This window comes from Paraburkholderia sp. WS6 (assembly GCF_030464835.1).
In the GTDB taxonomy this organism is placed as follows: Bacteria; Pseudomonadota; Gammaproteobacteria; order Burkholderiales; family Burkholderiaceae; genus Paraburkholderia; species Paraburkholderia madseniana.
The window spans coordinates 34452-54627 of sequence record NZ_JALQCK010000023.1; the positions used below are offsets into that span (position 1 = coordinate 34452).

A 20176-nucleotide genomic window follows, 5' to 3' on the forward strand; every position below is an offset into this window, starting at 1 on the left:
GTATCGGTTTACTGATCAGCTTGATGACCGACTCACTGCCGGGTCCGGCGGTGGGCAGCGCTAGTCCTCCACGATCTGCGGACCGTCAGCCGCCCTCTTTCATCTGCTTCAGAATCTTATAGACGGTCGCGCGCCCCATCGTCAGCACGGCCGCCACATAGTTCGCCGAACTGCGGCCGCGAAACGCGCCCTGCGCATGCAGCGCCTCGACGATTTCCCGCTTGTGTTCGCGCGTGAGTGCATTGATGCCGATTTGCCGCTCGCGCAGCCAGGTGTGCAGGAACGTGTTGATGCGGTCCTGCCAGTCATCCCGGAACAGATCTTCCGCGGGCGCGTCTGTCAGATTGCCGCCTTTGATGAACAGATCTAGCGTGGAGCGCACATCTTCGAACACCGCGATGTTGAAGTTGACGCACAGCATGCCGGCCGGCTTGCCCTCGTCGTCGAACAGGATGTTGCTCACGCAGCGCATGCGACGGCCGTCCCAGTTGAGCTTCTCGTACGGCCCGATCGTCCGGCCGCGCGCCGCGTAGTGGACTTCATCGAGTACCGAAGGGCCACCGACTTCGAGCTTCGACAGGTTGTTCACGAGATACGCGATGGTCTGATCACGCAGGTCGTGAATCACGACTTCGGCACACGGATAGAACAAGGCCGCAATGCCGTCTGCGATGGGTGCGTAGCGGTCCAGCAGCAGGTCTTTCACAGGAGAGACGGTTGTCTTGCGCATTGAGAAATCGCAGTGTTCCAGGGAGGCGGCGCCGCTTTAGCCTGATTGAGCAAAAAGGGACGCCGAGGTTATGGCCGGCAGCCGAGGCAAGCACAACAACGCCGGACAGCCGCGCGCTGCAACTCGCCATTGTAACGACCCCAATCGCCAGCGACGACCGCGACGGCACGGCGCCAGCGCAGCAGCTTTTTTATTGCGGGGCCGCATCGCGCGCGGGGCCTTGATGGGCGCTCGACGGCGTGCTGTAGCCCCGTTCCAGTTGTTGCATCCGCACCCGGGGATTTTTGTTCGCTTGGCGGGCGATTTTTTTTCGTGCGATAAAAGAACCAACTATTTCACGGAGCAACAGATGGCTACGCTCGAAGCGTTTCGCGCCGTGCTCGATGACGAAGGCACGCCCGAAATCATCCGCAATCACATCATCGATTCACTGCAATACACGCTGCGCAATCACGGGCAGATTTTTACCTCGAAGGAAGTCGAATGGCTCGCCGGCTGGGATGATGCGCGCATCCCGCTCGCCGCTTCACGCGAGCTGCAAAAGCGCGTCGCCGAAACCACCCGCTGAAGCTCGCCCGCCTTCACCCTCGCGGCGCGGTCTCATACACGGCGTGCCGCTCATGCCCCGGCGCTCCGTTCGCGGCAGCCCTTTTTCGCCCAAAGCCCCGCCGGCTGGGCGGTTTGCCCGCGCGCGGAACTTTTTGCTATCCAATTAGCCCCATTTAGTGCATCATATTGGAATAGCTGTATTCCGCATCCGCACTATCGGGAATGCAGCGCGGGAATACAAGCGGCAGTACCAAGCACAGTATCAATCGGCGTCTCCGCACCACCCCCGACTGTTCGACCGCTGCCTGTCAGCGATCCCGTCACTCCGGCAATGCGCCGCCTGCATTCGCCGTCGCGAGTTGTGCAGCTGAGTGGTTCATTTACGCGCCCGATGTCTGCGCGACATCAGCGTGTTTCTTCTCCATCGAATCCGCGATTTTGCGCGGCCGCGCTCATGCCCTTGCCATCGGGCCTGTGCCAACCTTTTTCCATGGCGGCGCGCCCCAAGGTGCTGCGCTGCCGGGTCTGTCGTGCCGCGCGTAACACGCGTGACACGGCGGCCACGTAATACAGGACACGTGCTTCATGAATTCAGTTGTCAAGACGTACAAGGGTTACGAAATTCACCCGCTCGTCTATCCGCGCCGCCCGGCGGACGGTCAGACGGGCCGCAATCCGGACGCAGGTTACGACGCGTCGGTGCGCATCTGCCGCGTGGGCGCCAATCCGGCAGCCGACGGGCGTGTGTTCCGTCTGCAGTATCTGTTTCCGTTCGACGGCACGGGCAAGGCGCGCATTGCGTGCATGGCCCACGCCGAGCAATTGATCGACGGCCGTGTAGACGGCCAGTCCGTCGCCGATCTTTGAGCGGTACTATCAGCGAATCCGCTGGTGCCGCAGCAGTTGGCCTGAAAGCCAACTGTCAACCGTATCAGATGTTGCGCCAGGCTTAACCGCGCGGCCAACACCCACTTATCCCATCGACCAGGAGTTATGCATGGCGAAAGAAGAACTGCTTGAACTTGACGGTATCGTCGACGAAGTACTTCCGGACAGTCGTTACCGCGTGACGCTCGACAACGGCGTCGTGGTTGGCGCTTACGCGTCCGGCCGCATGCGCAAGAATCACATCCGTATTCTCGCGGGCGACCGCGTCACGCTGGAACTGTCGGTTTACGATCTGACCAAAGGCCGGATCAATTTCCGTCACAAAGACGAGCGCGCCACCGGTGGCGGCGGCGCACGCAATACCCAATTCCGTCGCCGTTAAGGCTGGCGGCACGCTGACCGCTTCCTGAGTTGTTTCATGACCGGTCCGGGCGTGGTCAATTGTTGCTATCTGGTTGTTCGCGAAGCCTTTCGCGCGCCTTCTCCGGCTTGATTCGTTGACTCGAGCCTGAGTGGCGCGCCGCGGCGTCGCATGGGCTACGCGCTTTGCAGCACGCCTGGCGCCTCGACCCGTCCTGCCGCAGTCGGGTGTCTCACACCCTTGCGCAGTTTCCGTTGCTTCCTTTTCATACCCCGAACACCGCACCGAGATCCTCTCCGGCGGCGCTTTTGCGCACCTGCTCGACCACCCGCTCCTCCAGCTCCGACAGATGCTCGCGCATCGCCGCCAGGGCCGCATGCAGGTCGCCCGCATCGAGCGCTTCGATGATCTGCATATGTTCGTCCGCAGAGCAGGCCGAACCCTTCGACGGGTCGAACAAGGCCTTGTATAACTCGGTCTTTGCGACGAGTTGCCCAACCAGTCCGAGCAATTCCGTCCCGCCCGCCAGTTCCGTCAACAGCACATGAAACTGGCCTGCGAGCCGCACGGATTCTTCGACTGCGCCGGCGTGTGACGCCTTCTCTTCGCTGCGCACATGGGCGCGCAGGCGGCGCTTGTGAGCCGCACTCAAATTCCCGCATAAAGCCGCCACGATGCCCGCCTCGACAATCTGCCGGGCGCGATACACCTGACGAATGTCTTCTTCCGATGGCGACGGCACGAACGCGCCGCGATTCGCCTCGAGCACCAGCTTGCCTTCGAAACCCAGCCGCGCGAGCACCTTGCGCAACGCACCGCGCGTACAACCGAACGCCGCGGCGAGATCGCGCTCGACCAGTTGCGCGCCCGGCCGCAGACGGCCCTGTAGCAATGCCGCGGTGATCAACGCATAAATGCGCTCTTCGACGCTGATCGAGTCGTCTTCGGGCGCGCTGCGGATGGGTGTGCCGGTGCTGACGGACGGCGTACGCGAGGAACGGGAGACCATGAGTTCAGTAATGGAGAACGGAGCGATATCGCCCGGCATTGTAGCGACGCGGGGTGGCAGGCGCCATCCGCGGGCGCTCGGGCTTATACCGGGCATTAGAAAAATGGTTAACCATCCCATGATATTATGGTCAACCAAAATAGTCGCGCACGGTCTTTTTCACCCTGCTCGCGGCTCGTCATCCGCCTTGCCGCCGGCGGTCGCGCAGCGACCCGCAGCGTCCTCTTCCCGCTTGCAAGGTGACGCCCACTCTCGCATTCAGGTCCATTGTGAACTCGCACTCCAGCGCCAGCCCGACCCCAGCCCATGCCAACGACGCATCCCACGCGCTCACGTGGCGCGACGCGCTATGGCTGTGCGCGATTGTCGTGATCGGCATCAATCTGCGGCCCCTGCTGACGTCGATCAGCCCCCTGATGACGACGATCCGCGACGCAACCGGGTTGAGCTTTTACGGCGCGTCGCTGTTGACCAGCCTGCCGGTCGTCGCGATGGGCATCGGTGCATTCGGCGCGGGCGTGCTAACCCGGTCGATCGGCGAAACGCGCGGCGTTGCACTCGGTTTGCTGGCGATCGCGCTTGCCTGCGGCGCCCGCTGGTCGACCGCCGGCGGCGCTGCGCTCCTTGCGACGGCTGCGCTCGCGGGCGTCGGTGTCGCGGCGATTCAGGCGCTGCTGCCCGCCGTCCTGAAGCAGCGTTTCCCTGCACGCGTGCCGCTTGCGATGGGGGTTTTCTCGGCATCGATCATGGGCGGCGGCGGCCTCGGGGCACGCCTGAGTCCGTGGGTAAGCGCCGCGATGGGGTCGTGGCATGCGGGGCTCGCGGTATGGGCGATTCCCGCTCTCGTGGCCTTGCTGTGCTGGCTGGGGTTGAACCGCGGACCTTCGCACGGCCCTGCGGCACAGCCCGCTCCGGCAGATGCGATCGCTTCTTCGCTCTGGCGCAAGCGACGCGCGTGGACGCTTGGCTTGTACTTCGGGATCGTTAACGGTGGGTATACGACGCTCGTCGCGTGGTTGCCGGCGTTCTATCAACAGCATGGCGCGAGTGTCGCGGAGAGCGGTTCGCTCCTTGCCGGCATGACGGTGTTTCAGGCCGCGGCGGCCTTATTGCTGCCTCTTGCTGCCGCACCGTTCCGGGATCGGCGCCCGTGGTTGATCCTCGGATTGTCGGCGCAACTGGTCGGCCTGCTTGGCTTGATCTTCTGGCCCGATGCCGCGCCGCTGGTGTGGGTTGGCATTGCCGGCGCCGGGCTTGGCGGCACATTCTCGCTGACGCTCGTTACCGCTATGGATCATTCGGCACACCACAGCGTGGCCGGAAAGCTTGTCGCGTTTACGCAAGGTGTCGGCTTCGTTGTAGCGGCTATTACGCCCGTTTTTGCCGGCATGGTCCGGGGCTGGACTGGCGGGTTCGGCGCCACCTGGGTCATGCTGGCCGTTAGCGTTGCCGCCATGATCGTCGTGAGTGTCTTCTTTTCGCCCCGCAGTTACGCGAAATGGAACTGATGCGTTGGCATGCTGCGTGGACGCGCGTCGATGGCCTTACACGGCCGGTAAATTTTCTGACCGAAAAATAGAAAGCCCTGATTGTTTATATTAATCAGGCTATTTATTCTCTTCATCAAGCTATCTATAGCGTTCAAACATAAGAACCTGACCGGCTGACTAACAGCCGCAGAAGGTCGCGTACCACGCAGCCGTCACCAACGGTCATTAGTTAGGAATCTTAACCCTGTCTGAAAAATGGCCTGTGCCGGCTGGCCAAATCACGACCTATGGCTTTGGCACCGCTGATGACCGCAGTACGACTACTTCACAAAAACAGGGGCAATCATTTCTGTATGTCGTACCGGGAATAAAACCGTGAATCAAAAGACAGATGAGAGCGTGCGGAACGGCTCTCGTAGAACAACCGCCTCCATTAGCGCGCTGCGGTCCAAAGCCGGAGCGCGCTATGCGTTGGCATGCGCTGCCTGTATTTCGCTTTCGCTGGTACTCGTAGCATGTGGCGGAAGCAACGCCAGCGACGCGACTTCCGAAGCTAAGGAGCCAGTCGCTGCTGCGGCAAACGCCGCCAACTCAAACACCGTTCCACTGCAAACAGCGCTGAAGATGAATACGACCAGCCTGTCGCCAGATGTGTCCAGCGACCGCTTCATCATCAAGTACAAAACCGGCACCGCCGAGCGCGGAGCAGCATCGGCGGTGCAATCAAAACTTAACCGGCTGGCGAATGCTTTCCCGTCGAAGGCGCGCCACATGCGCCGCATGGGCATCGGCGCTGACGTGGTGACAACGGAGCGCAAGCTGACGGCGAAGGAGGCGAAAGCATTCATGCGCGCCATCGCATCGGACCCTAACGTCGAATATGTCGAACCCGATACGGAAATGTCGACAACCAGGGTTCCGAACGATCCGGAGTATTTCAGGCAGTGGAGTTTGGCCTCGAACCTGAAGCCCACAACCCCCTACCCGGGAATACGGGCCGAGGGCGCGTGGGATATTGCTAGCGGTTCGGGGGCCGTGATCGCGATGGTGGATAACGGCGTAACGAGTCATAGCGACCTGGATGCCAATATCCTGCCTGGGTACGATTTCACCGCGTATAACCGGGGCGGCAATGGCAGCAATCCGGGAATCACAACAGAGACGTGCTCGGTCCAGTGGCACGGCACGCATGTCGCGGGCATCATGGCCGCGCCCGCCAATAACGGCCTGGGTTTCGCCGGCATTGCTTCTGCTGCAAAGGTCGTCCCGGTCCGGGTGCTGAACGGGTGCGGCAAAGGCTATACGTCCGATATCGCCGACGGCATCGTATGGGCCGCTGGCGGGAGTGTTCCGGGCGTCCCCGCCAACGCCCACCCGGCCAGGATCATCAATGTGAGCCTCGGCGGTAGCGGATTCTGCGAAACGACATTTCAGAACGCGATCGACTATGCAGTCAGTCAGGGGGCTGTGGTCGCCGCGGCGGCGGGCAACGATCAGGCCAGCGCAACAAATTTTGAGCCCGCTAACTGCCGCAACGTCATCAATGTCGGCGGTAGCAATCGCTATGGTGCGAGGTGGATCGGTTCAAACTTCGGCGCAGGGGTCGATATCGCTGCGCCGGCCGACTCGATCTGGTCCACCTACAACAGCGGAACAACTGCGCCGGGGGCCGAAGCGTATGCCTTCATGAACGGCACTTCGATGGCGACACCGATGGTAAGCGCTGTGATCGCGCTCGCCCAGTCAGCCGCTCCCTCGCCCCTAAGCGCCGCTGAAATGCGAACCCTGCTCTCGCAAAATGCACAGCCCTTTCCCACGGGTCAGCCAGATCGACCGCTCGGGCAGGGCATTCTGGATGCGAACGCAACCGTCGTTGCAGCCAGGTCCGGAAAGATTCCAGCCGCGGCGGATTTCAAATGCTCTGAGCATACAGCGGTGATGCAGGTGTCATGTACCGACCTCTCTACTGCGAGGGGTGTGCCCATCAAGTCATGGTCCTGGAATTTCGGTGCTGGAGCCCCTGATTTCACACGTACGCAATCAGTCAATCCGACCACGAACTATGACTATCCTGGTATTTACGAAATCACACTGACCGTGACGGATAACACCGGGGCCATTAGCCGGCTGACGCGCCCTTTCCAGGTCTTGCCACCGGCTATTACGGATATCAGCCCCAATATTCCGACGACGTTTTCGGCGAACCCTGGCGATATGCGGTATTTCGCACTGGACGTTCCAGCGGGCGTAAAGAGCCTCACTTTTAGCCTGTCACCCGGCGCCAACGGCGAAACCGGAACGCTGTATCTCAGGGCCGGCACGCCTTCCTTGCTCCGTCCTGACTGCGGGAACGCCTGGACCAAAGGTGCGAATGCAATTTGCACGCTCTCCAACCCGGCGCCCGGGACTTACTACGGCATAGTGAGTGTCCCTAACTCAACCGTCAGGGGTGCTTCCATTCTGGCAACTTATACACAATAAGCCTCTGCCAACGGAATGACACTGTCCCCCTGCTGCGGATCGCAGGGGCGACTTCCCGCGCGCGACAAACTTGCCCCAGGACCTCCTGTCGATGTTCAGAATCCCCCGTTTCAATAACGATGACCCAGACGTCGACGCGCTCATCGCACGTGCAGACGTGCATTTTTCCGCGCGACGGATGACAGAGGCGATCGTCGCTTACCGGCAGGTGCTAAGCGTGCGTCCACGCGACGCTCACGCGCTGCACCGCATGGGACTCGCTTGCGTTCATACGAACGACATGGAGCGAGCCCACGGCTACCTCGAGCAGGCACTGCACGCCGCCCCTGACCGGGCCGAACTATGGGAGCACGCGGGCCTGCTTGCAGCGTTGGCAGGCAAGCACGAATCGGCTGAAGCGTTCTATCGTCGCGCAATCATCCTGGCTGGCAGTACGGCCAGTCTCCACAGAAACCTCGGCGACTGCCTGCGGCTATCCGGCCACCTCACGGAGGCGATAACTCACTACGAGAAGTCGATTGAAATCGAACCGGGGCTGCATCACGCGATTCGCGCCCTGGCCCGCATCCATGCGCAACTCGGGCAACTTGATAGCGCGGCGCATTACTGGCGCCGCGCATGGACACTCGAACCGGCCAGCCTGAACGATGGACTCGGCCTGATCGCCGTACTCGCAAAATCCGGCCGTATGCACGAGCTTGCCAATGCGATCACGCAGATAAGAATCCGCTTTGCCGGCGATGCCAACGCTCTAAAAGCGTTGGCCTTCGTACTGAACACAAGCGATCGCTTCAATGACGCGCTCAGTGTCGCCCGACAAGGTCTCGCCATCGATCCGCATCATCCGCTCCTGCATCACAACGCGGCACGCGCACTCAGCATATGCGGAAAAATCGCCGAAAGTCGGCCGCATAGTATGGAAGCGGCACGGCTTCTGCCGGATAACCCTCACATGCAATTCCATCTTGCGGGCGTGCTGCTTGGGCTCGGGGAATTCGAAGAAGGCTGGAAGCGGTACAGATGGTTCTACGATCTGCCGGACAGGCAAAACGAACAAGTCCGGCCCATCTTCCGCGAATGGAACGGGGAACCCGTTGCGGGTTGCCGGTTCCTTCTCGTTGGTGAACAGGGGCTCGGCGACGAAATACAGTTCATCAGATTTGCCGAATGGCTGCATCGCCAGGAGGCAACAGTTGATGTGCTGGTAAGCGGGCCGATAGCGGAATTGGCGATCAGCATGACGGGCGTGCATGCCGTATTCACAACGATGCCGTCCGGACCTTACGACTACTGGTGCCACATGCTAAGGATGCCGGAGCATATGAAACTCGATATATCGATGCTCCCCGTCGCTATGCCGTATCTGACGGCGCCACCCGATAAGCCGCGCCAATGGCGGGCTCGTATCGATGCTATTTCATCGAGCAGAAGACATTCCAATAACAGACGCGTCGGCGTCGTTTGGGCAGGTAGCCCGAACCATGTTCTTGACCGTTACAGGTCAATCCGGCTCGATGCGCTAAGGCCCCTGTTTGGGCTTGCCGGGGTGACCTGGTATTCCGTGCAAAAAGGCAACCGCGAGCGTGAAAGCGAAAGCCTGGCGCATGAATACGACCTGCACACGTTGGGCCCTTCAATCAACGGTTTCACTGACACCCTGGCAATACTGCAAACGCTCGATCTTCTGATTACCGTCGACACGTCGGTCGCGCATCTTGCCGGTGCGGCCGGACTTCCCGTTTGGGTGCTGGTACCCGCCTACTCCGAGTGGCGATGGTTGACCAACAGAACCGATAGCCCATGGTATCCGTCAATGCGTCTATTCCGGCAGCAGGAACTGGGCAAGTGGGATCCCGTTGTCAATGAAGTGCGGGCCGCGTTGCAAGTGTGGCGTGACGCCCCGGCAGCCCGCCTTTGCGTTCATTAAAACAATGTTCATACCTCATGCGCCGCTTCGGTGCATGCCTTGTGCATGCCCCGTACGGGTGCAGCTCCTGTGGCTTACACTGTTTGTAAGCCCATGATTGCGTTGTCTTCATCGCAATCGTCTCGCACTGGCATACACGTTGCTTTAACAGTAGCCAGCCGTCGATAAACCACACCTCATGCTGCGCGTTCTCCTCGTAACCGATACCGACAAGCCGATAGGCGATCTGCGCGACGCCCTCGCACGACTCGGCTATGAGATGCTGGCCGGCACGGCGACGCCACAAGCGCTCCACCGCGTGGTCCAGAGCGAGCGGCCCGACGTCATCATCATCGATACGGAATCGCCGTCGCGCGACACGCTCGAACAACTCGCGGTCATGAACGCCACCGCGCCACGTCCGGTGCTGATGTTCAGTCACGACGCGAATCAGCAATTGATCCGCGACGCGGTCGGAGCCGGGGTCACGGCCTACCTCGTCGAAGGGCTCGCGACGGAACGACTGGCGCCGATCCTCGAAGTCGCACTCGCACGATTCGCACAGGAATCGGAGTTGCGCGAACGCCTCGCGCAAGTCGAAAACGAACTCGCCGAACGCAAGCTGATCGATCGCGCCAAACGTCTGCTGATGGATCAACTGAAGATCACGGAACACGCCGCCTACGCCAACCTGCGCAAGCGCGCAATGAACCAGGGCGTCAAACTCGCCGAAGTCGCGCGCGCCGTCGTCGCGGCGGCCGACTCGCTCAAATGAAGCGCCGCACATGAACTCTTCCAGCTCCCTCGCCCCATCGTCCGCGCCTGTGCCGCTCGAGAAAACCCATTTGCGGCTCGGGTTCGTCGCACTAGCCGATGCCGCACCGCTCGTCGCCGCAAAGCTGCTCGAATTCGGCCACGCCCACGGACTGACGCTGGAGCTGTGCCGCCAGCCGTCATGGGCCGCCGTGCGCGACAAACTACTGTCGGGCGATCTCGATGCGGCGCATGTGCTCTACGGTCTCGTGTACGGCGTGCAACTCGGCCTCGGCGGCCCGCAAACGGATATGGCCGTGCTGATGGTGCTCAATCGCAACGGCCAGGCAATCACGCTCTCGAATCGTCTCGCCGACGCATTAGCCGAACACGGCACCTTGCCCAAGGCTTTGGCGACGCTCGGACGCAAGCCGGTGTTCGCGCAGACCTTCCCCACCGGCACGCACGCAATGTGGCTGTACTACTGGCTCGCGTCGCAAGGCGTGCATCCGTTGCGCGATATCGAGAGCGTCGCGATTCCGCCGCCGCAAATGGTCGCCGCACTCGCGGAAGAAAGGCTCGATGGCTCCTGTGTCGGCGAGCCGTGGAATGCAATGGCTGAAGCGGAAGGCGTCGGCAGGACGGTCGCTTACACGAGCGAAGTGTGGCCCGATCATCCCGAGAAAGTGCTGGCCTGCCGGCGCGATTTTGTCAGCGCGAATCCGAATACGGCGCGGGCGCTGGTGCAGACCATGCTCGAAGCGTGCCGCTGGCTCGACGGCGCGGGGCATCGCGAGGAGATTGCACGTTGGCTCGCGCGGCCCGAATTTATCGGTATCGATGAAGCGTTGATTGCGGCGCGGCTCGGCAGCGAGATCGCGGCCTCAGCGCCACGGGGCCTGCCCATGCGGTTCTTCGACAACGGCGCGGTGAATTATCCGCGAGCAACCGACGGTGCCTGGTTCCTCACGCAGTTCGAACGTTGGGGCATGATCGACCCACGCGCGGATTATGCGGAAATCGCGGCGCACATCAATCAGACGCAGTTGTATCGTGAGGCGGCAGCACGCGTCGGCATAGCGGTGCCGGACGATGAGCGCTCTCAAGTGCTGATCGACGGTAAGGTGTGGGGTAGCGATACGGCATCCAAGGCTTACGCGCAGAGCTTCGCGATCCGCGCTTAGCGGTTGCGGTTGCGGTTGCGGTTGCGGTTGCGGTTGCGGTTGCGGTTGCGGTTGCAGCGTGATCGTCACGCGGCCTTTAACGCCGGAAACAGCACGCTAACCACCAGCCCACCACCGGACGCATCGCTCAACGCAATCACCGCGCCATGCACACGCGCGATTTCCCGCACGATCGACAAACCCAACCCGCTGCCCTCGACCGCCTGCGTCGCTTCGCTGCGATAGAACCGCTCGAACACCGCATCGCGTTCGCCGACGGCAATCCCCGGCCCGTTATCGATCACCTGCAGCAACGGTTGCTCACCTTCGCATGCAACGCGTACTGTAATCACCGCGCCATCGCCTGAATAGCGAATCGCGTTGTCGATCAGATTGCCGACCAGTTCCGCCAGCAGATCGGTCTGGCCCATCACGTCGATACGCACGTCCTGTTCAAAACCGAGATCGATGCCACGCGAGCGCGCCACCGGCGACCAGTCGAGTGTCACGCTGCGCGCCACTTTATGCAGCGGCACGGCGGCATGCTTGACCGTATAACCGCTGTCCGCATCGAGCCGCGAAAGCGACAGCAATTGCTGCACGATACGCACCGCCTGCTGCACCGCGCGATTCAGCCGCCGCAAATGCACGCCTTGCCGGCCATTACCGTTCGAGGGCTCATCACCACCATCGATATCACGCAACGCCAGCTCCGACTCCGCCTGAATGACCGCAAGCGGCGTTTTCAACTGATGCGCGGCGTCGTTAAAGAATCGCCGGCGCGACAACTGCATCAACCGTGTGCGGCCGATGTACTGATTGATCGAATCGACCAGCGGCGCGACTTCACTCGGCAGGCCCACCGTATCGAGCGGCGTAGGATCGTCCTCGGCACGCGCAGCGACTTTGGCCGACAGGCGGTTCAGCGGCCGCAAGCCGCGCGCCACCCCCAGCCACACGATGCCTAGCGCGAGCACCACCAGCAGGAATTCCTGTTGCAGTGAGCCGATCAGAATCTCGCGCGCCAACGCCTGGCGCTGCTCGATCGTTTCGCCGACCCGCACCAGCACCACACGCGTCTGCGCTGACGGCACGTCGTGGACCGGCAATCTCAGCATGGCGATGCGCAGCGGACGCCCACGAAACACGTCGTCATAAAACTGCACACTGTAGGGCTCGGCAAGCGCCTTCGTGCCGGACGGCAGATCCGGATAGCCGGTCACCACCCGGCCACCCTCTTCGCGAATTTGGTAGTAGATGTTGCCGCCGCCATTGGATTCGAACATCTCCAGCGCGAGATACGGCAGATCGACTTCGATCTGGGCGTCGCGCAAACGGATACCGTCGCGTATCGAACGCAGCGAAAACTCCAACGTGCGATCGAAGGCCGCATGCGCCGCGTTCATTGCGCGTTGATACGTGAGCCATGCATCGAAGGCGAGCAGCAGAAGCAGCGGCAGCAACAACCAGAGCGCGACGCGAACGCGCAGATTCGGCCGCGTCATGCGTCTTTCGCTTCCAGCAGATAGCCAAGCCCACGGAGCGTCACGATGCCGACCGAACTGCGCTCGAGTTTCTTGCGCAAGCGATGCACGTAGATCTCGATAGCATCGGCATTCACCGATTCATCGAGCCCGAAGATTTTCTCCGAGAGCGTGTCCTTGTTGATCGCACGGCCGTTGCGCAGGATCAGCACCTCGAGCACCGAACGTTCGCGCGGGGTCAATGCGAGCGGCTCGCCGTCGAGCGTGAAGCCGCGATCGACGCTGTCGTAAAGCAGCGTGCCGCATTGCGCATGCAGCGGTTCCTGGCCGTGACTGCGGCGCAGCAGCGCCCTCGCACGCGCTTCGAGTTCGGTGAGCGCAAAGGGCTTGGCGAGGTAATCGTCGGCGCCGAGATCGAGCCCGCGCACGCGCTCTTCCACCGAACCATGCGCGGTCAGCATCAACACCGGCACCGCGTTACGCCGCGCGCGCAGACGACGCAGCACTTCGAGGCCGTCGAGCTTCGGCAACCCGATATCGAGAATCACCAGCGCGTAGTCCTGCGTGCGCAAAACATGGTCGGCGGACTCGCCGTCGTGCATGCAATCGACGGTGAGTTTCGCGCTGGTCAGCGCATCGGTTAGCGAGCGGGAAAGGATTGGATTGTCTTCGACGAGCAGCACACGCATAAACAGAATCCCAGGGAAATCCATGAGTCGAATTCGACCATTGTGACGCATTTTCCTCGAAAACTGAAAGCATTCAGAAAGCACGCGTCTCTTACCATTCGCCTACACAAAACAAACACAATGTTTTCTGGAGGAAGACGTGCAAATCTCTTTGAAGTATCTCGCCGTAGCCGTTGCATTCGCCGCAAACTCAGCATGGGCGGCCTTTCCGGCCGGTTATCCCAGCGACTATCAGGCCACCGTCGACGGGGCAAAGAAGGAAGGCAAGCTGATCGTGTATTCGGTCACGGACACCGCTCTCGTGCGCCCGCTCATCAAGGATTTTGAAAGCTTGTATGGCATCAAGGTCGAATACAACGACATGAACAGCACCGAGCTATACAACCGCTACATCAGCGAAAACGCGGCCAGCAGCACCAGCGCCGACGTGCTGTGGAGCTCGGCAATGGACCTGCAGGTCAAGCTCGTCAACGACGGTCTGATGGCGAGTTACGAATCGCCAGAAGCGAAGCAGTTGCCGCAATGGGCGCAGTACCAGAAGCAGGCGTATGGCACCACGTACGAGCCGCTTGCGATCGTCTACAACAAGCGCCTTATGCCGCCAAGCGAAGTGCCACAAACCCGCGCCGATCTGATCAAGCTGCTCCAAAGCAAGCCCGATCAGTTCAAGGGCAAGGTCACGACTTACGACATCGAAAAATCCGGCGTCGGCTTCAACTATCTGACGCAAGACGCGCGCGTCAATCCGCAAGTCACGTGGGACCTCGTGAAAGCAATGGGCGCAACCGGCCCGAAACTGCAATCGAGTACCGGCGCGATGATGGAGCGTATTTCCTCGGGTGAAAACCTGATCGGCTACAACATTCTCGGCTCCTACGCGCTTACCAAGGCGAAGAAAGACCCGTCGATCGGCTACGTCTATCCGAAGGACTACACGCTGGTGGTGAGCCGCCTCGTGACGATTTCGAAGAAGGCGCAAAGCCCGAACGCCGCGAAGCTCTGGGTCGATTACCTGCTGTCGCAACGCGGTCAGACCTTGCTCGCGAACCAGGCGAGCCTGTTCTCGATTCGCGCGGACGTCGAAGGCGAAACGTCGATGGCGGGACTCACGAAACAACTCGGCGACTCGCTCAAGCCGATCCCGATCGGCTCCGGCCTGCTGGTGTATCTCGACCAGTCCAAGCGGCTTGAATTCCTCAAGCAATGGCAACAGTCGATCAAGCGCTAAGCCTCGGCTGACCTGACGGCGTCCACGCTGAAACGCGCGGACGCCGCGCCTTCCTTCATTACCTGTCGATATGCGGCTTTCACGCTGCAGGGGGACACTCATGCTTTCCACTAGCGCAACCGGACACCGCGATGCCCCACCTCTCGCGGCCGACGGCGGCACGATAGGCGCGCTGCCGCGCGGCGGTCTGCAGCCGTTTGCGGGGCTGCTGCGCTGGCTCGTCATCGCGGTGCTGACCGTCGCGGTGGCGCTGCCGCTCGGCTTCATTCTGTTCCAGAGCGTGCTGAACGCGCCGTTCTTCGACGCCAAACGTACGCTCGGTCTCGCCGGCTTCGAATTCATTTTCAGCGACCCCGACTTCTGGTCCGCGCTGAAGAACTCTTTCATCATCGCGGCCGGGATGCTGTTCATCTCGATCCCGCTCGGCGGCATTCTTGCGTTCCTGATGGTACGCACGGACCTGCCCGGCCGCCGCTGGCTCGAACCGCTGCTGCTCACCCCCGTATTCGTTTCGCCGATGGTGCTCGCATTCGGCTATGTCGTCGCGGCCGGTCCGGTCGGCTTCTATTCAGTCTGGTGGAAGGAACTGTTCGGCACCGCCGAGGCGCCATGGAGCGTGTACTCGATTCTCGCCATCACGGTGATCGTTGGACTCACACACGTGCCGCACGTGTACCTGTATTCGTCGGCGGCACTGCGCAATCTCGGCTCGGATGTCGAAGAAGCGGCGCGCGTCGCCGGTGCGCGGCCGTTCCGTGTCGCGCTCGACGTCAGTCTGCCGATGACGTTGCCCGCCCTGCTGTTCGCTGGCGTGCTGGTGTTCTTCCTCGGCTTCGAAGTGTTCGGCCTGCCGCTCGTACTCGGCGACCCCGAAGGTCACCTCGTGCTGGCGACGTATCTGTACAAGCTCACCAACAAGCTCGGCGTGCCCTCGTATCACCTGATGGCCGCGGTCGCCGTGTGCATCGTCGCGATCACCTTCCCACTCGTGCTGCTGCAACGACGCTTGCTGAAGAGCGCGAACCGCTTCGTCACGGTCAAGGGTAAGGCGGGGCGTCAGACCGTGCTGCCGCTCGGCGCATGGCGTTGGGTTGCGCTGGCGATCGTCGCGCTGTGGCTACTGCTCACGGTGTTCGTGCCGCTCTCCGGCATCACGCTGCGCGCGTTCGTCACCAACTGGGGCGAAGGCGTGAACCTCGCCGAAGTGCTGACGCTCGCCAACTTCACCGAACTGTTCGAACAGGACAACCTGGTCCGCGCAATTCTCAATACGCTGGGCATCGGTGTGATCGGTGGCGCGCTTGCAGTGGGCTTCTATTCGCTGGTCGCATTTGCCGGCCATCGCCGCAACGACTGGGCCACGCGCCTGCTCGACTACCTCGTGCTGCTGCCGCGCGCCGTGCCCGGCCTGCTCGCCGGTCTCGCGTTCCTGTGGATCTTCCTCTTCGTGCCCGGCCTGAAGGAACTGAAGAACTCCATGTGGAGCATCTGGATCGCGTACACGGTCGTGTGGCTCGCGTACGGCATGCGCCTGATTCAAAGCGCGCTGCTGCAAGTCGGCCCCGAACTCGAAGAAGCGGGACGCAGCGTCGGCGGCACGCGGGCACGCGTCAGTCTCGATGTGACGCTGCCGCTTGTGCGTTTCGGTTTGCTCGCGGCATGGCTCCTGATCTTCATGATCTTCGAGCGCGAATACTCGACCGCGGTCTATCTGCTCTCGCCCGGCACGGAAGTGATCGGCGCGCTACTGGTATCGCTGTGGGCGACCGGCGCGGTCGATCAGGTCGCGGCGCTTTCTGTCATCAACATCGCGATGGTCGGCGTCGGACTCGGCGTCGCCCTGCGCTTCGGAGTGAAATTGCATGGATAAGCTCTCGGTCGACAACCTGTTTCTCAGCTATGGCGACAACCCGATCCTGAAAGGCGTGTCGTTCGAACTTAACCCCGGCGAAGTGGTGTGCCTACTGGGCGCATCGGGCAGCGGCAAGACCACCCTGCTGCGCGCGGTCGCGGGGCTGGAGCAGCCCTCCTCGGGCCGTATCGAACTGGACGGCAAGGTGTTTTTCGACGGTGCTTCCAAAGTCGATCTGCCGGTCGAACAACGCTCACTTGGGCTGGTGTTTCAGTCGTACGCGCTGTGGCCGCATCGCACGGTGGCGGACAACGTCGGCTATGGATTGAAGTTGCGGCGCGTATCGAGCGCTGAGCAAAAAAAACGCGTGCAGGCTGCACTCGATCAACTCGGCCTCGGCCACCTCGCCGCGCGTTATCCGTACCAGCTTTCCGGCGGCCAGCAACAGCGTGTGGCGATTGCGCGGGCGCTGGTCTACAACCCGCCCGTCATTCTGCTCGACGAACCGCTGTCGAATCTGGACGCCAAGCTGCGTGAAGAAGCGCGCGCCTGGCTGCGCGAGCTGATCGTATCGCTCGGCCTGTCCGCATTGTGCGTCACGCACGACCAGACCGAAGCGATGGCAATGTCGGACCGCATCCTGCTACTGCGCAACGGCCGCATCGAACAGGAAGGTACGCCCGCCGAACTGTATGGCGCGCCCCGCTCGCTCTATACCGCCGAATTCATGGGCAGCAATAACCGCATCGACGCGCGCGTTGCCGCGGTCGACGGCGAGCGCGTGACGCTGACCGGCGACGGCTGGCAATTGCAAGCCCATGCGCGCGAAGCGCTCACCACCGGACAAAACGCGCAGGCCGTGATTCGCCTCGAACGCGTGCAGGTCGCCGATGGTCCAGGCGCGAATCGCCTCGAGGCGGAGCTCATCACGTCGATGTATCTCGGCGACCGCTGGGAATACCTGTTCCATTGCGGCGATCTGCGCCTGCGCGCCTTCGGCCATGTGCCGCGCGCGGCCGGGCGTCACTGGATCGAATTCCCCTCCAACGACTGCTGGGCGTTCGCGCAGGCGAGCTGAAGTGAGTTGAACACCGTATCCCCAACCGAAGTGAATAAACCAAGCACAGGAGACTGTTGATGAAGTGGAGCATGACAAAGGCGACCCTCGGCGTGACGTGCGCCGGCCTCGCCGGATTGACAGCAACGGCCCATGCGCAATCGAGCGTGACCTTGTACGGGATCGTCGATGCCGGCGTCGAATACGTGAATCACGCCAGCAAGGACGGCGGCGCCGCGCGCCTCGTTTCTGGCGGCAAGAACACCTCGCGCTGGGGCCTGCGTGGCGTCGAGGATCTAGGCGGTGGACTGAAGGCGGTCTTCCAGTTGGAGAGCGGTATCAACGTCGCGAACGGTCAGTTCGACGACGGCCCCGGCGCAATCTTCGACCGCCGCGCCACGATCGGCCTGAAAAACCGCTTCGGGCAAATCACGCTCGGCCGCAATTTCACGACCACCTACGACTACATGCTGCAGTTCGACCCGATGGGTTACGCGCCGAACTACTCGTGGGCGACGTCATCCACCGCTACCGGTGGTCGTAAGGACGGTTTGTTCTCGCGTTCGGCCAACGCCGCGCGCTATGACGGCACGTACGCCGGGTTCAAGTTCGGCGCCATGTACGGCTTCGGCAACGTGCCGGGCAGCATGAAGTCGAGTTCCAAGTACGACTTCGGTCTCGGCTATGAGAACGGCCCGTTTGCCGTCGTCGCCACCTTCGACCGGCAGAACGGCGCGAACGACAGCGTGACGCCCGCGGATACCACCAACTACATTCAAGGCATCCACGCCGGCTTGAGCTACGACTTCGGCACGGTGAAGGCGATGGCCGGCTATCGCAACTATCGGCGCACCTTCCACACCGCCGCGCCGACCTTGCGCAGCGATATGTACTGGGTCGGTGGTCAATACGATGTGACGCCGTTCTTCTCGCTGTTTGCCGCGGTCTACCATCAGGACATCAAGGACGCGAGCGACGCCGATCCGACGCTGTTCTCGCTGCGAGCGCAGTACGCATTGTCGAAGCGGACGGTGCTGTATATGGCGGGCGGTTATGCGATGGCCAAGCATGACAACGCGGTCAGCCTGTCGCGTGATCTGACTGGCGCGGCGGATACGCAAGCGGGTGTCACGGCGGGCATTCAGCACCGGTTCTGAAGCGTCAGAAACGGATAACGCATCCAAACGCCCAGACATCCAAAGCGGAGCGAGGCGCGGCGAAGGTCAATCCTTCGGCGCGCCTCGCTCGTTTGCTTTTAGATGGATTCGGCCAGTCCATTCACCTAGAATGAATCAGGCAAATAGAGCACTAGCTGACAGGAGCAATGCCATGTCACAGGTAAGCCGTGATACCCGTAAGACGCCTCGCCACGGCCTGCTGTGGTTCGTTGCATTGTGGCTGCTTGGCGTCGGCGGGACGGCACTACTCGTGCTTCCGTTTCATCTTCTCGTCGCTGCAGCCATGCATCACTAGCATCGGTACCTTCCCCAGCGCTTATGCGTCCGTCCTCGCGCAACTGAAGATTACTCAAGCGTTGGTGGTAACTGTCCGAGCTGCCGGAACACCGATAGCCAGTCTTCGAGATGCCACGTCTTCGCAATCAAATTTCCGCGCATCTGATGGAAAGAGTGAATCGCGAAACTGATGTGTTTGGAACTTGCAGCAATGCCCAGTAGTGTCCCGGTTTGCGTGCCTGTGATCTCTGCGCGAACGCCCACCCGGTCCCCATGAATCAACACGTCGAGAATGGTGATTTTCATATCCGGCAGCGCTGTGGCGATGTTCGCGAATATTTGAACCATCTGGTCAGGCCCTGGCGCCGCCCCAACGGGCTCGGGAATATATTCCCAATCAGGGGTAACGACCTTTCGTAACAACGCGACGCTTTTCTGCTCGAAGGCGCGATAGAGCCCTTCAATCGCTTCACGGGTGATAGCTTCGTCGGTAGATACGGCCATGTCCGGTTACTCCTGAAGATTGCACCCGGTCAGGCAAGTGGTTTGCGAAACACACTCCCGCCGTAACCGAGCACGATATTGTCGACTTCAAACGGTGACGCCTCCTGCGCCTCGAGGATGAATGCCACGTGGCCAGGGGTCAGTTTGCCGGATATCGATGCGACCAGATCGTCGTCGAACGTGTCCTTGATCGCATGTTCAGCCAGTCCACCGCTCGCCCCTATCGTGAAGCCAAGTAGCGCCCCTGCCGGTCCGCCAAGCATTCCGATCAAACCGCCCGTCAGCGCACCGATCACTGTGCCCCAAAACGGCCGGGTTTGCTTGTCGAGCAGGATCAGCTTACCCGTGGCGTCCTTTTGAACCAGCACGCCGCTCTCGATTTTGAAACCAAGGTCTTTTTCCTCAAAATTCCTGAAATCCCGACCGGCTCTTTCGGCGACGTCCACACTGTCGAAAACCGCGACGATCAACTGTTGTGCCATTTGATAGCTCCTTGACTCGCCAACGTTGTCTATCAAAGATAGTGACTTTCGCATCGCGTGCCATTTGTTTGTTTCCGATTCATGGTATCGGTCGAA

The 20176-nt window shown here is 61.4% G+C and carries 19 protein-coding genes; 13 read left to right on the forward strand and 6 right to left on the reverse strand.

The window, feature by feature from the left end; translation table 11 throughout:
* Positions 1 to 85: 85 nt before the first annotated feature.
* A complete protein-coding gene (locus tag M0D64_RS25370) occupies positions 86 to 730 on the reverse strand; it encodes a transcriptional regulator (protein WP_266259702.1) in 645 nt (214 codons plus the stop codon).
* A gap of 349 nt (positions 731 to 1079) precedes the next feature.
* Here M0D64_RS25370 and M0D64_RS25375 point away from each other — a divergent pair, with 349 nt between their 5' ends.
* The 3 genes from M0D64_RS25375 (at position 1080) to infA (ending at position 2549) form a co-directional block, all read left to right on the forward strand.
* Positions 1080 to 1298: a hypothetical protein gene (locus M0D64_RS25375; RefSeq protein ID WP_028194708.1), complete on the forward strand. Its 219-nt coding sequence runs from the start codon at positions 1080 to 1082 to the stop codon at positions 1296 to 1298.
* A 566-nt stretch (positions 1299 to 1864) separates the two neighbouring features.
* Positions 1865 to 2146: a hypothetical protein gene (locus M0D64_RS25380; protein ID WP_093635985.1), complete on the forward strand. Its 282-nt coding sequence runs from the start codon at positions 1865 to 1867 to the stop codon at positions 2144 to 2146.
* A gap of 130 nt (positions 2147 to 2276) precedes the next feature.
* Positions 2277 to 2549, forward strand: coding sequence for a translation initiation factor IF-1 (infA, locus tag M0D64_RS25385; RefSeq protein ID WP_012427521.1), 273 nt, complete (start codon positions 2277 to 2279; stop codon positions 2547 to 2549).
* A 244-nt stretch (positions 2550 to 2793) separates the two neighbouring features.
* Here infA and M0D64_RS25390 read toward each other — a convergent pair whose 3' ends face one another.
* Positions 2794 to 3537, reverse strand: coding sequence for a GntR family transcriptional regulator (locus M0D64_RS25390; RefSeq protein ID WP_266259703.1), 744 nt, complete (start codon positions 3535 to 3537; stop codon positions 2794 to 2796).
* Between the two features lie 269 nt (positions 3538 to 3806).
* Here M0D64_RS25390 and M0D64_RS25395 point away from each other — a divergent pair, with 269 nt between their 5' ends.
* The 5 genes from M0D64_RS25395 to M0D64_RS25415 all read left to right on the forward strand — a co-directional run bounded on the left by M0D64_RS25395 (position 3807) and on the right by M0D64_RS25415 (position 11351).
* Entirely contained in the window at positions 3807 to 5045 is a 1239-nt protein-coding gene (locus M0D64_RS25395; protein WP_266259704.1) for a cyanate transporter, read from the forward strand.
* A gap of 357 nt (positions 5046 to 5402) precedes the next feature.
* Positions 5403 to 7508, forward strand: coding sequence for a S8 family serine peptidase (locus M0D64_RS25400; protein ID WP_266259705.1), 2106 nt, complete (start codon positions 5403 to 5405; stop codon positions 7506 to 7508).
* A 91-nt stretch (positions 7509 to 7599) separates the two neighbouring features.
* Positions 7600 to 9435, forward strand: a complete 1836-nt coding sequence (locus tag M0D64_RS25405; RefSeq protein WP_323135782.1) for a tetratricopeptide repeat protein — start codon at positions 7600 to 7602, stop codon at positions 9433 to 9435.
* A 178-nt stretch (positions 9436 to 9613) separates the two neighbouring features.
* Positions 9614 to 10189 (forward strand): ANTAR domain-containing response regulator, encoded by a 576-nt coding sequence (locus M0D64_RS25410; RefSeq protein WP_054036012.1) that lies wholly within the window; start codon positions 9614 to 9616, stop codon positions 10187 to 10189.
* Positions 10190 to 10199: 10 nt separating this feature from the next.
* A complete protein-coding gene (locus M0D64_RS25415; protein ID WP_266259706.1) occupies positions 10200 to 11351 on the forward strand; it encodes a CmpA/NrtA family ABC transporter substrate-binding protein in 1152 nt (383 codons plus the stop codon).
* 65 nt (positions 11352 to 11416) lie between these two features.
* Here the strand turns inward: M0D64_RS25415 and M0D64_RS25420 are convergent, their stop codons facing one another.
* Positions 11417 to 12835, reverse strand: a complete 1419-nt coding sequence (locus tag M0D64_RS25420) for a sensor histidine kinase (RefSeq protein ID WP_266259708.1) — start codon at positions 12833 to 12835, stop codon at positions 11417 to 11419.
* On the reverse strand, positions 12832 to 13503 hold the full coding sequence (locus tag M0D64_RS25425) for a response regulator (protein WP_120345163.1): 672 nt from the start codon (positions 13501 to 13503) through the stop codon (positions 12832 to 12834). The genes M0D64_RS25420 and M0D64_RS25425 overlap by 4 nt, the downstream gene beginning before the upstream one ends.
* Positions 13504 to 13642: 139 nt before the next feature.
* On the opposite strand from M0D64_RS25425, the gene M0D64_RS25430 reads away from it, so the two are divergent.
* The 5 genes from M0D64_RS25430 to M0D64_RS25450 all read left to right on the forward strand — a co-directional run bounded on the left by M0D64_RS25430 (position 13643) and on the right by M0D64_RS25450 (position 19113).
* Positions 13643 to 14731 (forward strand): ABC transporter substrate-binding protein, encoded by a 1089-nt coding sequence (locus tag M0D64_RS25430; RefSeq protein ID WP_266259709.1) that lies wholly within the window; start codon positions 13643 to 13645, stop codon positions 14729 to 14731.
* 100 nt (positions 14732 to 14831) lie between these two features.
* The gene (locus M0D64_RS25435) at positions 14832 to 16601 is read left to right on the forward strand and encodes an iron ABC transporter permease (protein ID WP_266259710.1); all 1770 of its coding nucleotides are present in this window, start codon (positions 14832 to 14834) and stop codon (positions 16599 to 16601) included.
* Positions 16594 to 17661, forward strand: coding sequence for an ABC transporter ATP-binding protein (locus M0D64_RS25440; protein WP_266259711.1), 1068 nt, complete (start codon positions 16594 to 16596; stop codon positions 17659 to 17661). Before M0D64_RS25435 ends, M0D64_RS25440 begins: the two co-directional genes overlap by 8 nt.
* Positions 17662 to 17720: 59 nt before the next feature.
* Positions 17721 to 18797, forward strand: a complete 1077-nt coding sequence (locus M0D64_RS25445; RefSeq protein WP_266259713.1) for a porin — start codon at positions 17721 to 17723, stop codon at positions 18795 to 18797.
* 172 nt (positions 18798 to 18969) lie between these two features.
* Positions 18970 to 19113, forward strand: coding sequence for a hypothetical protein (locus M0D64_RS25450; RefSeq protein ID WP_166618143.1), 144 nt, complete (start codon positions 18970 to 18972; stop codon positions 19111 to 19113).
* Between the two features lie 50 nt (positions 19114 to 19163).
* Here M0D64_RS25450 and M0D64_RS25455 read toward each other — a convergent pair whose 3' ends face one another.
* Together M0D64_RS25455 and M0D64_RS25460 are read right to left on the reverse strand one after the other, a co-directional pair.
* Positions 19164 to 19598: an ester cyclase gene (locus tag M0D64_RS25455; RefSeq protein ID WP_266259714.1), complete on the reverse strand. Its 435-nt coding sequence runs from the start codon at positions 19596 to 19598 to the stop codon at positions 19164 to 19166.
* A 29-nt stretch (positions 19599 to 19627) separates the two neighbouring features.
* Positions 19628 to 20134, reverse strand: a complete 507-nt coding sequence (locus tag M0D64_RS25460) for a DUF1269 domain-containing protein (RefSeq protein ID WP_308102510.1) — start codon at positions 20132 to 20134, stop codon at positions 19628 to 19630.
* Between the last annotated feature and the right edge of the window lie 42 nt (positions 20135 to 20176).

Bases quoted from the DNA above. Each gene is read 5' to 3' on its own strand.
- M0D64_RS25415 (WP_266259706.1), top strand. From the start codon at position 10,200: ATGAACTCTTCCAGCTCCCTCGCCCCATCGTCCGCGCCTGTGCCGCTC.
- M0D64_RS25390 (WP_266259703.1), bottom strand. From the start codon at position 3,537: ATGGTCTCCCGTTCCTCGCGTACGCCGTCCGTCAGCACCGGCACACCC.
- M0D64_RS25435 (WP_266259710.1), top strand. From the start codon at position 14,832: ATGCTTTCCACTAGCGCAACCGGACACCGCGATGCCCCACCTCTCGCG.
- M0D64_RS25380 (WP_093635985.1), top strand. From the start codon at position 1,865: ATGAATTCAGTTGTCAAGACGTACAAGGGTTACGAAATTCACCCGCTC.
- M0D64_RS25460 (WP_308102510.1), bottom strand. From the start codon at position 20,134: ATGCGAAAGTCACTATCTTTGATAGACAACGTTGGCGAGTCAAGGAGC.
- M0D64_RS25405 (WP_323135782.1), top strand. From the start codon at position 7,600: ATGTTCAGAATCCCCCGTTTCAATAACGATGACCCAGACGTCGACGCG.
- M0D64_RS25420 (WP_266259708.1), bottom strand. From the start codon at position 12,835: ATGACGCGGCCGAATCTGCGCGTTCGCGTCGCGCTCTGGTTGTTGCTG.
- M0D64_RS25445 (WP_266259713.1), top strand. From the start codon at position 17,721: ATGAAGTGGAGCATGACAAAGGCGACCCTCGGCGTGACGTGCGCCGGC.
- infA (WP_012427521.1), top strand. From the start codon at position 2,277: ATGGCGAAAGAAGAACTGCTTGAACTTGACGGTATCGTCGACGAAGTA.
- M0D64_RS25425 (WP_120345163.1), bottom strand. From the start codon at position 13,503: ATGCGTGTGCTGCTCGTCGAAGACAATCCAATCCTTTCCCGCTCGCTA.
- M0D64_RS25450 (WP_166618143.1), top strand. From the start codon at position 18,970: ATGTCACAGGTAAGCCGTGATACCCGTAAGACGCCTCGCCACGGCCTG.
- M0D64_RS25455 (WP_266259714.1), bottom strand. From the start codon at position 19,598: ATGGCCGTATCTACCGACGAAGCTATCACCCGTGAAGCGATTGAAGGG.
- M0D64_RS25440 (WP_266259711.1), top strand. From the start codon at position 16,594: ATGGATAAGCTCTCGGTCGACAACCTGTTTCTCAGCTATGGCGACAAC.
- M0D64_RS25375 (WP_028194708.1), top strand. From the start codon at position 1,080: ATGGCTACGCTCGAAGCGTTTCGCGCCGTGCTCGATGACGAAGGCACG.
- M0D64_RS25410 (WP_054036012.1), top strand. From the start codon at position 9,614: ATGCTGCGCGTTCTCCTCGTAACCGATACCGACAAGCCGATAGGCGAT.
- M0D64_RS25370 (WP_266259702.1), bottom strand. From the start codon at position 730: ATGCGCAAGACAACCGTCTCTCCTGTGAAAGACCTGCTGCTGGACCGC.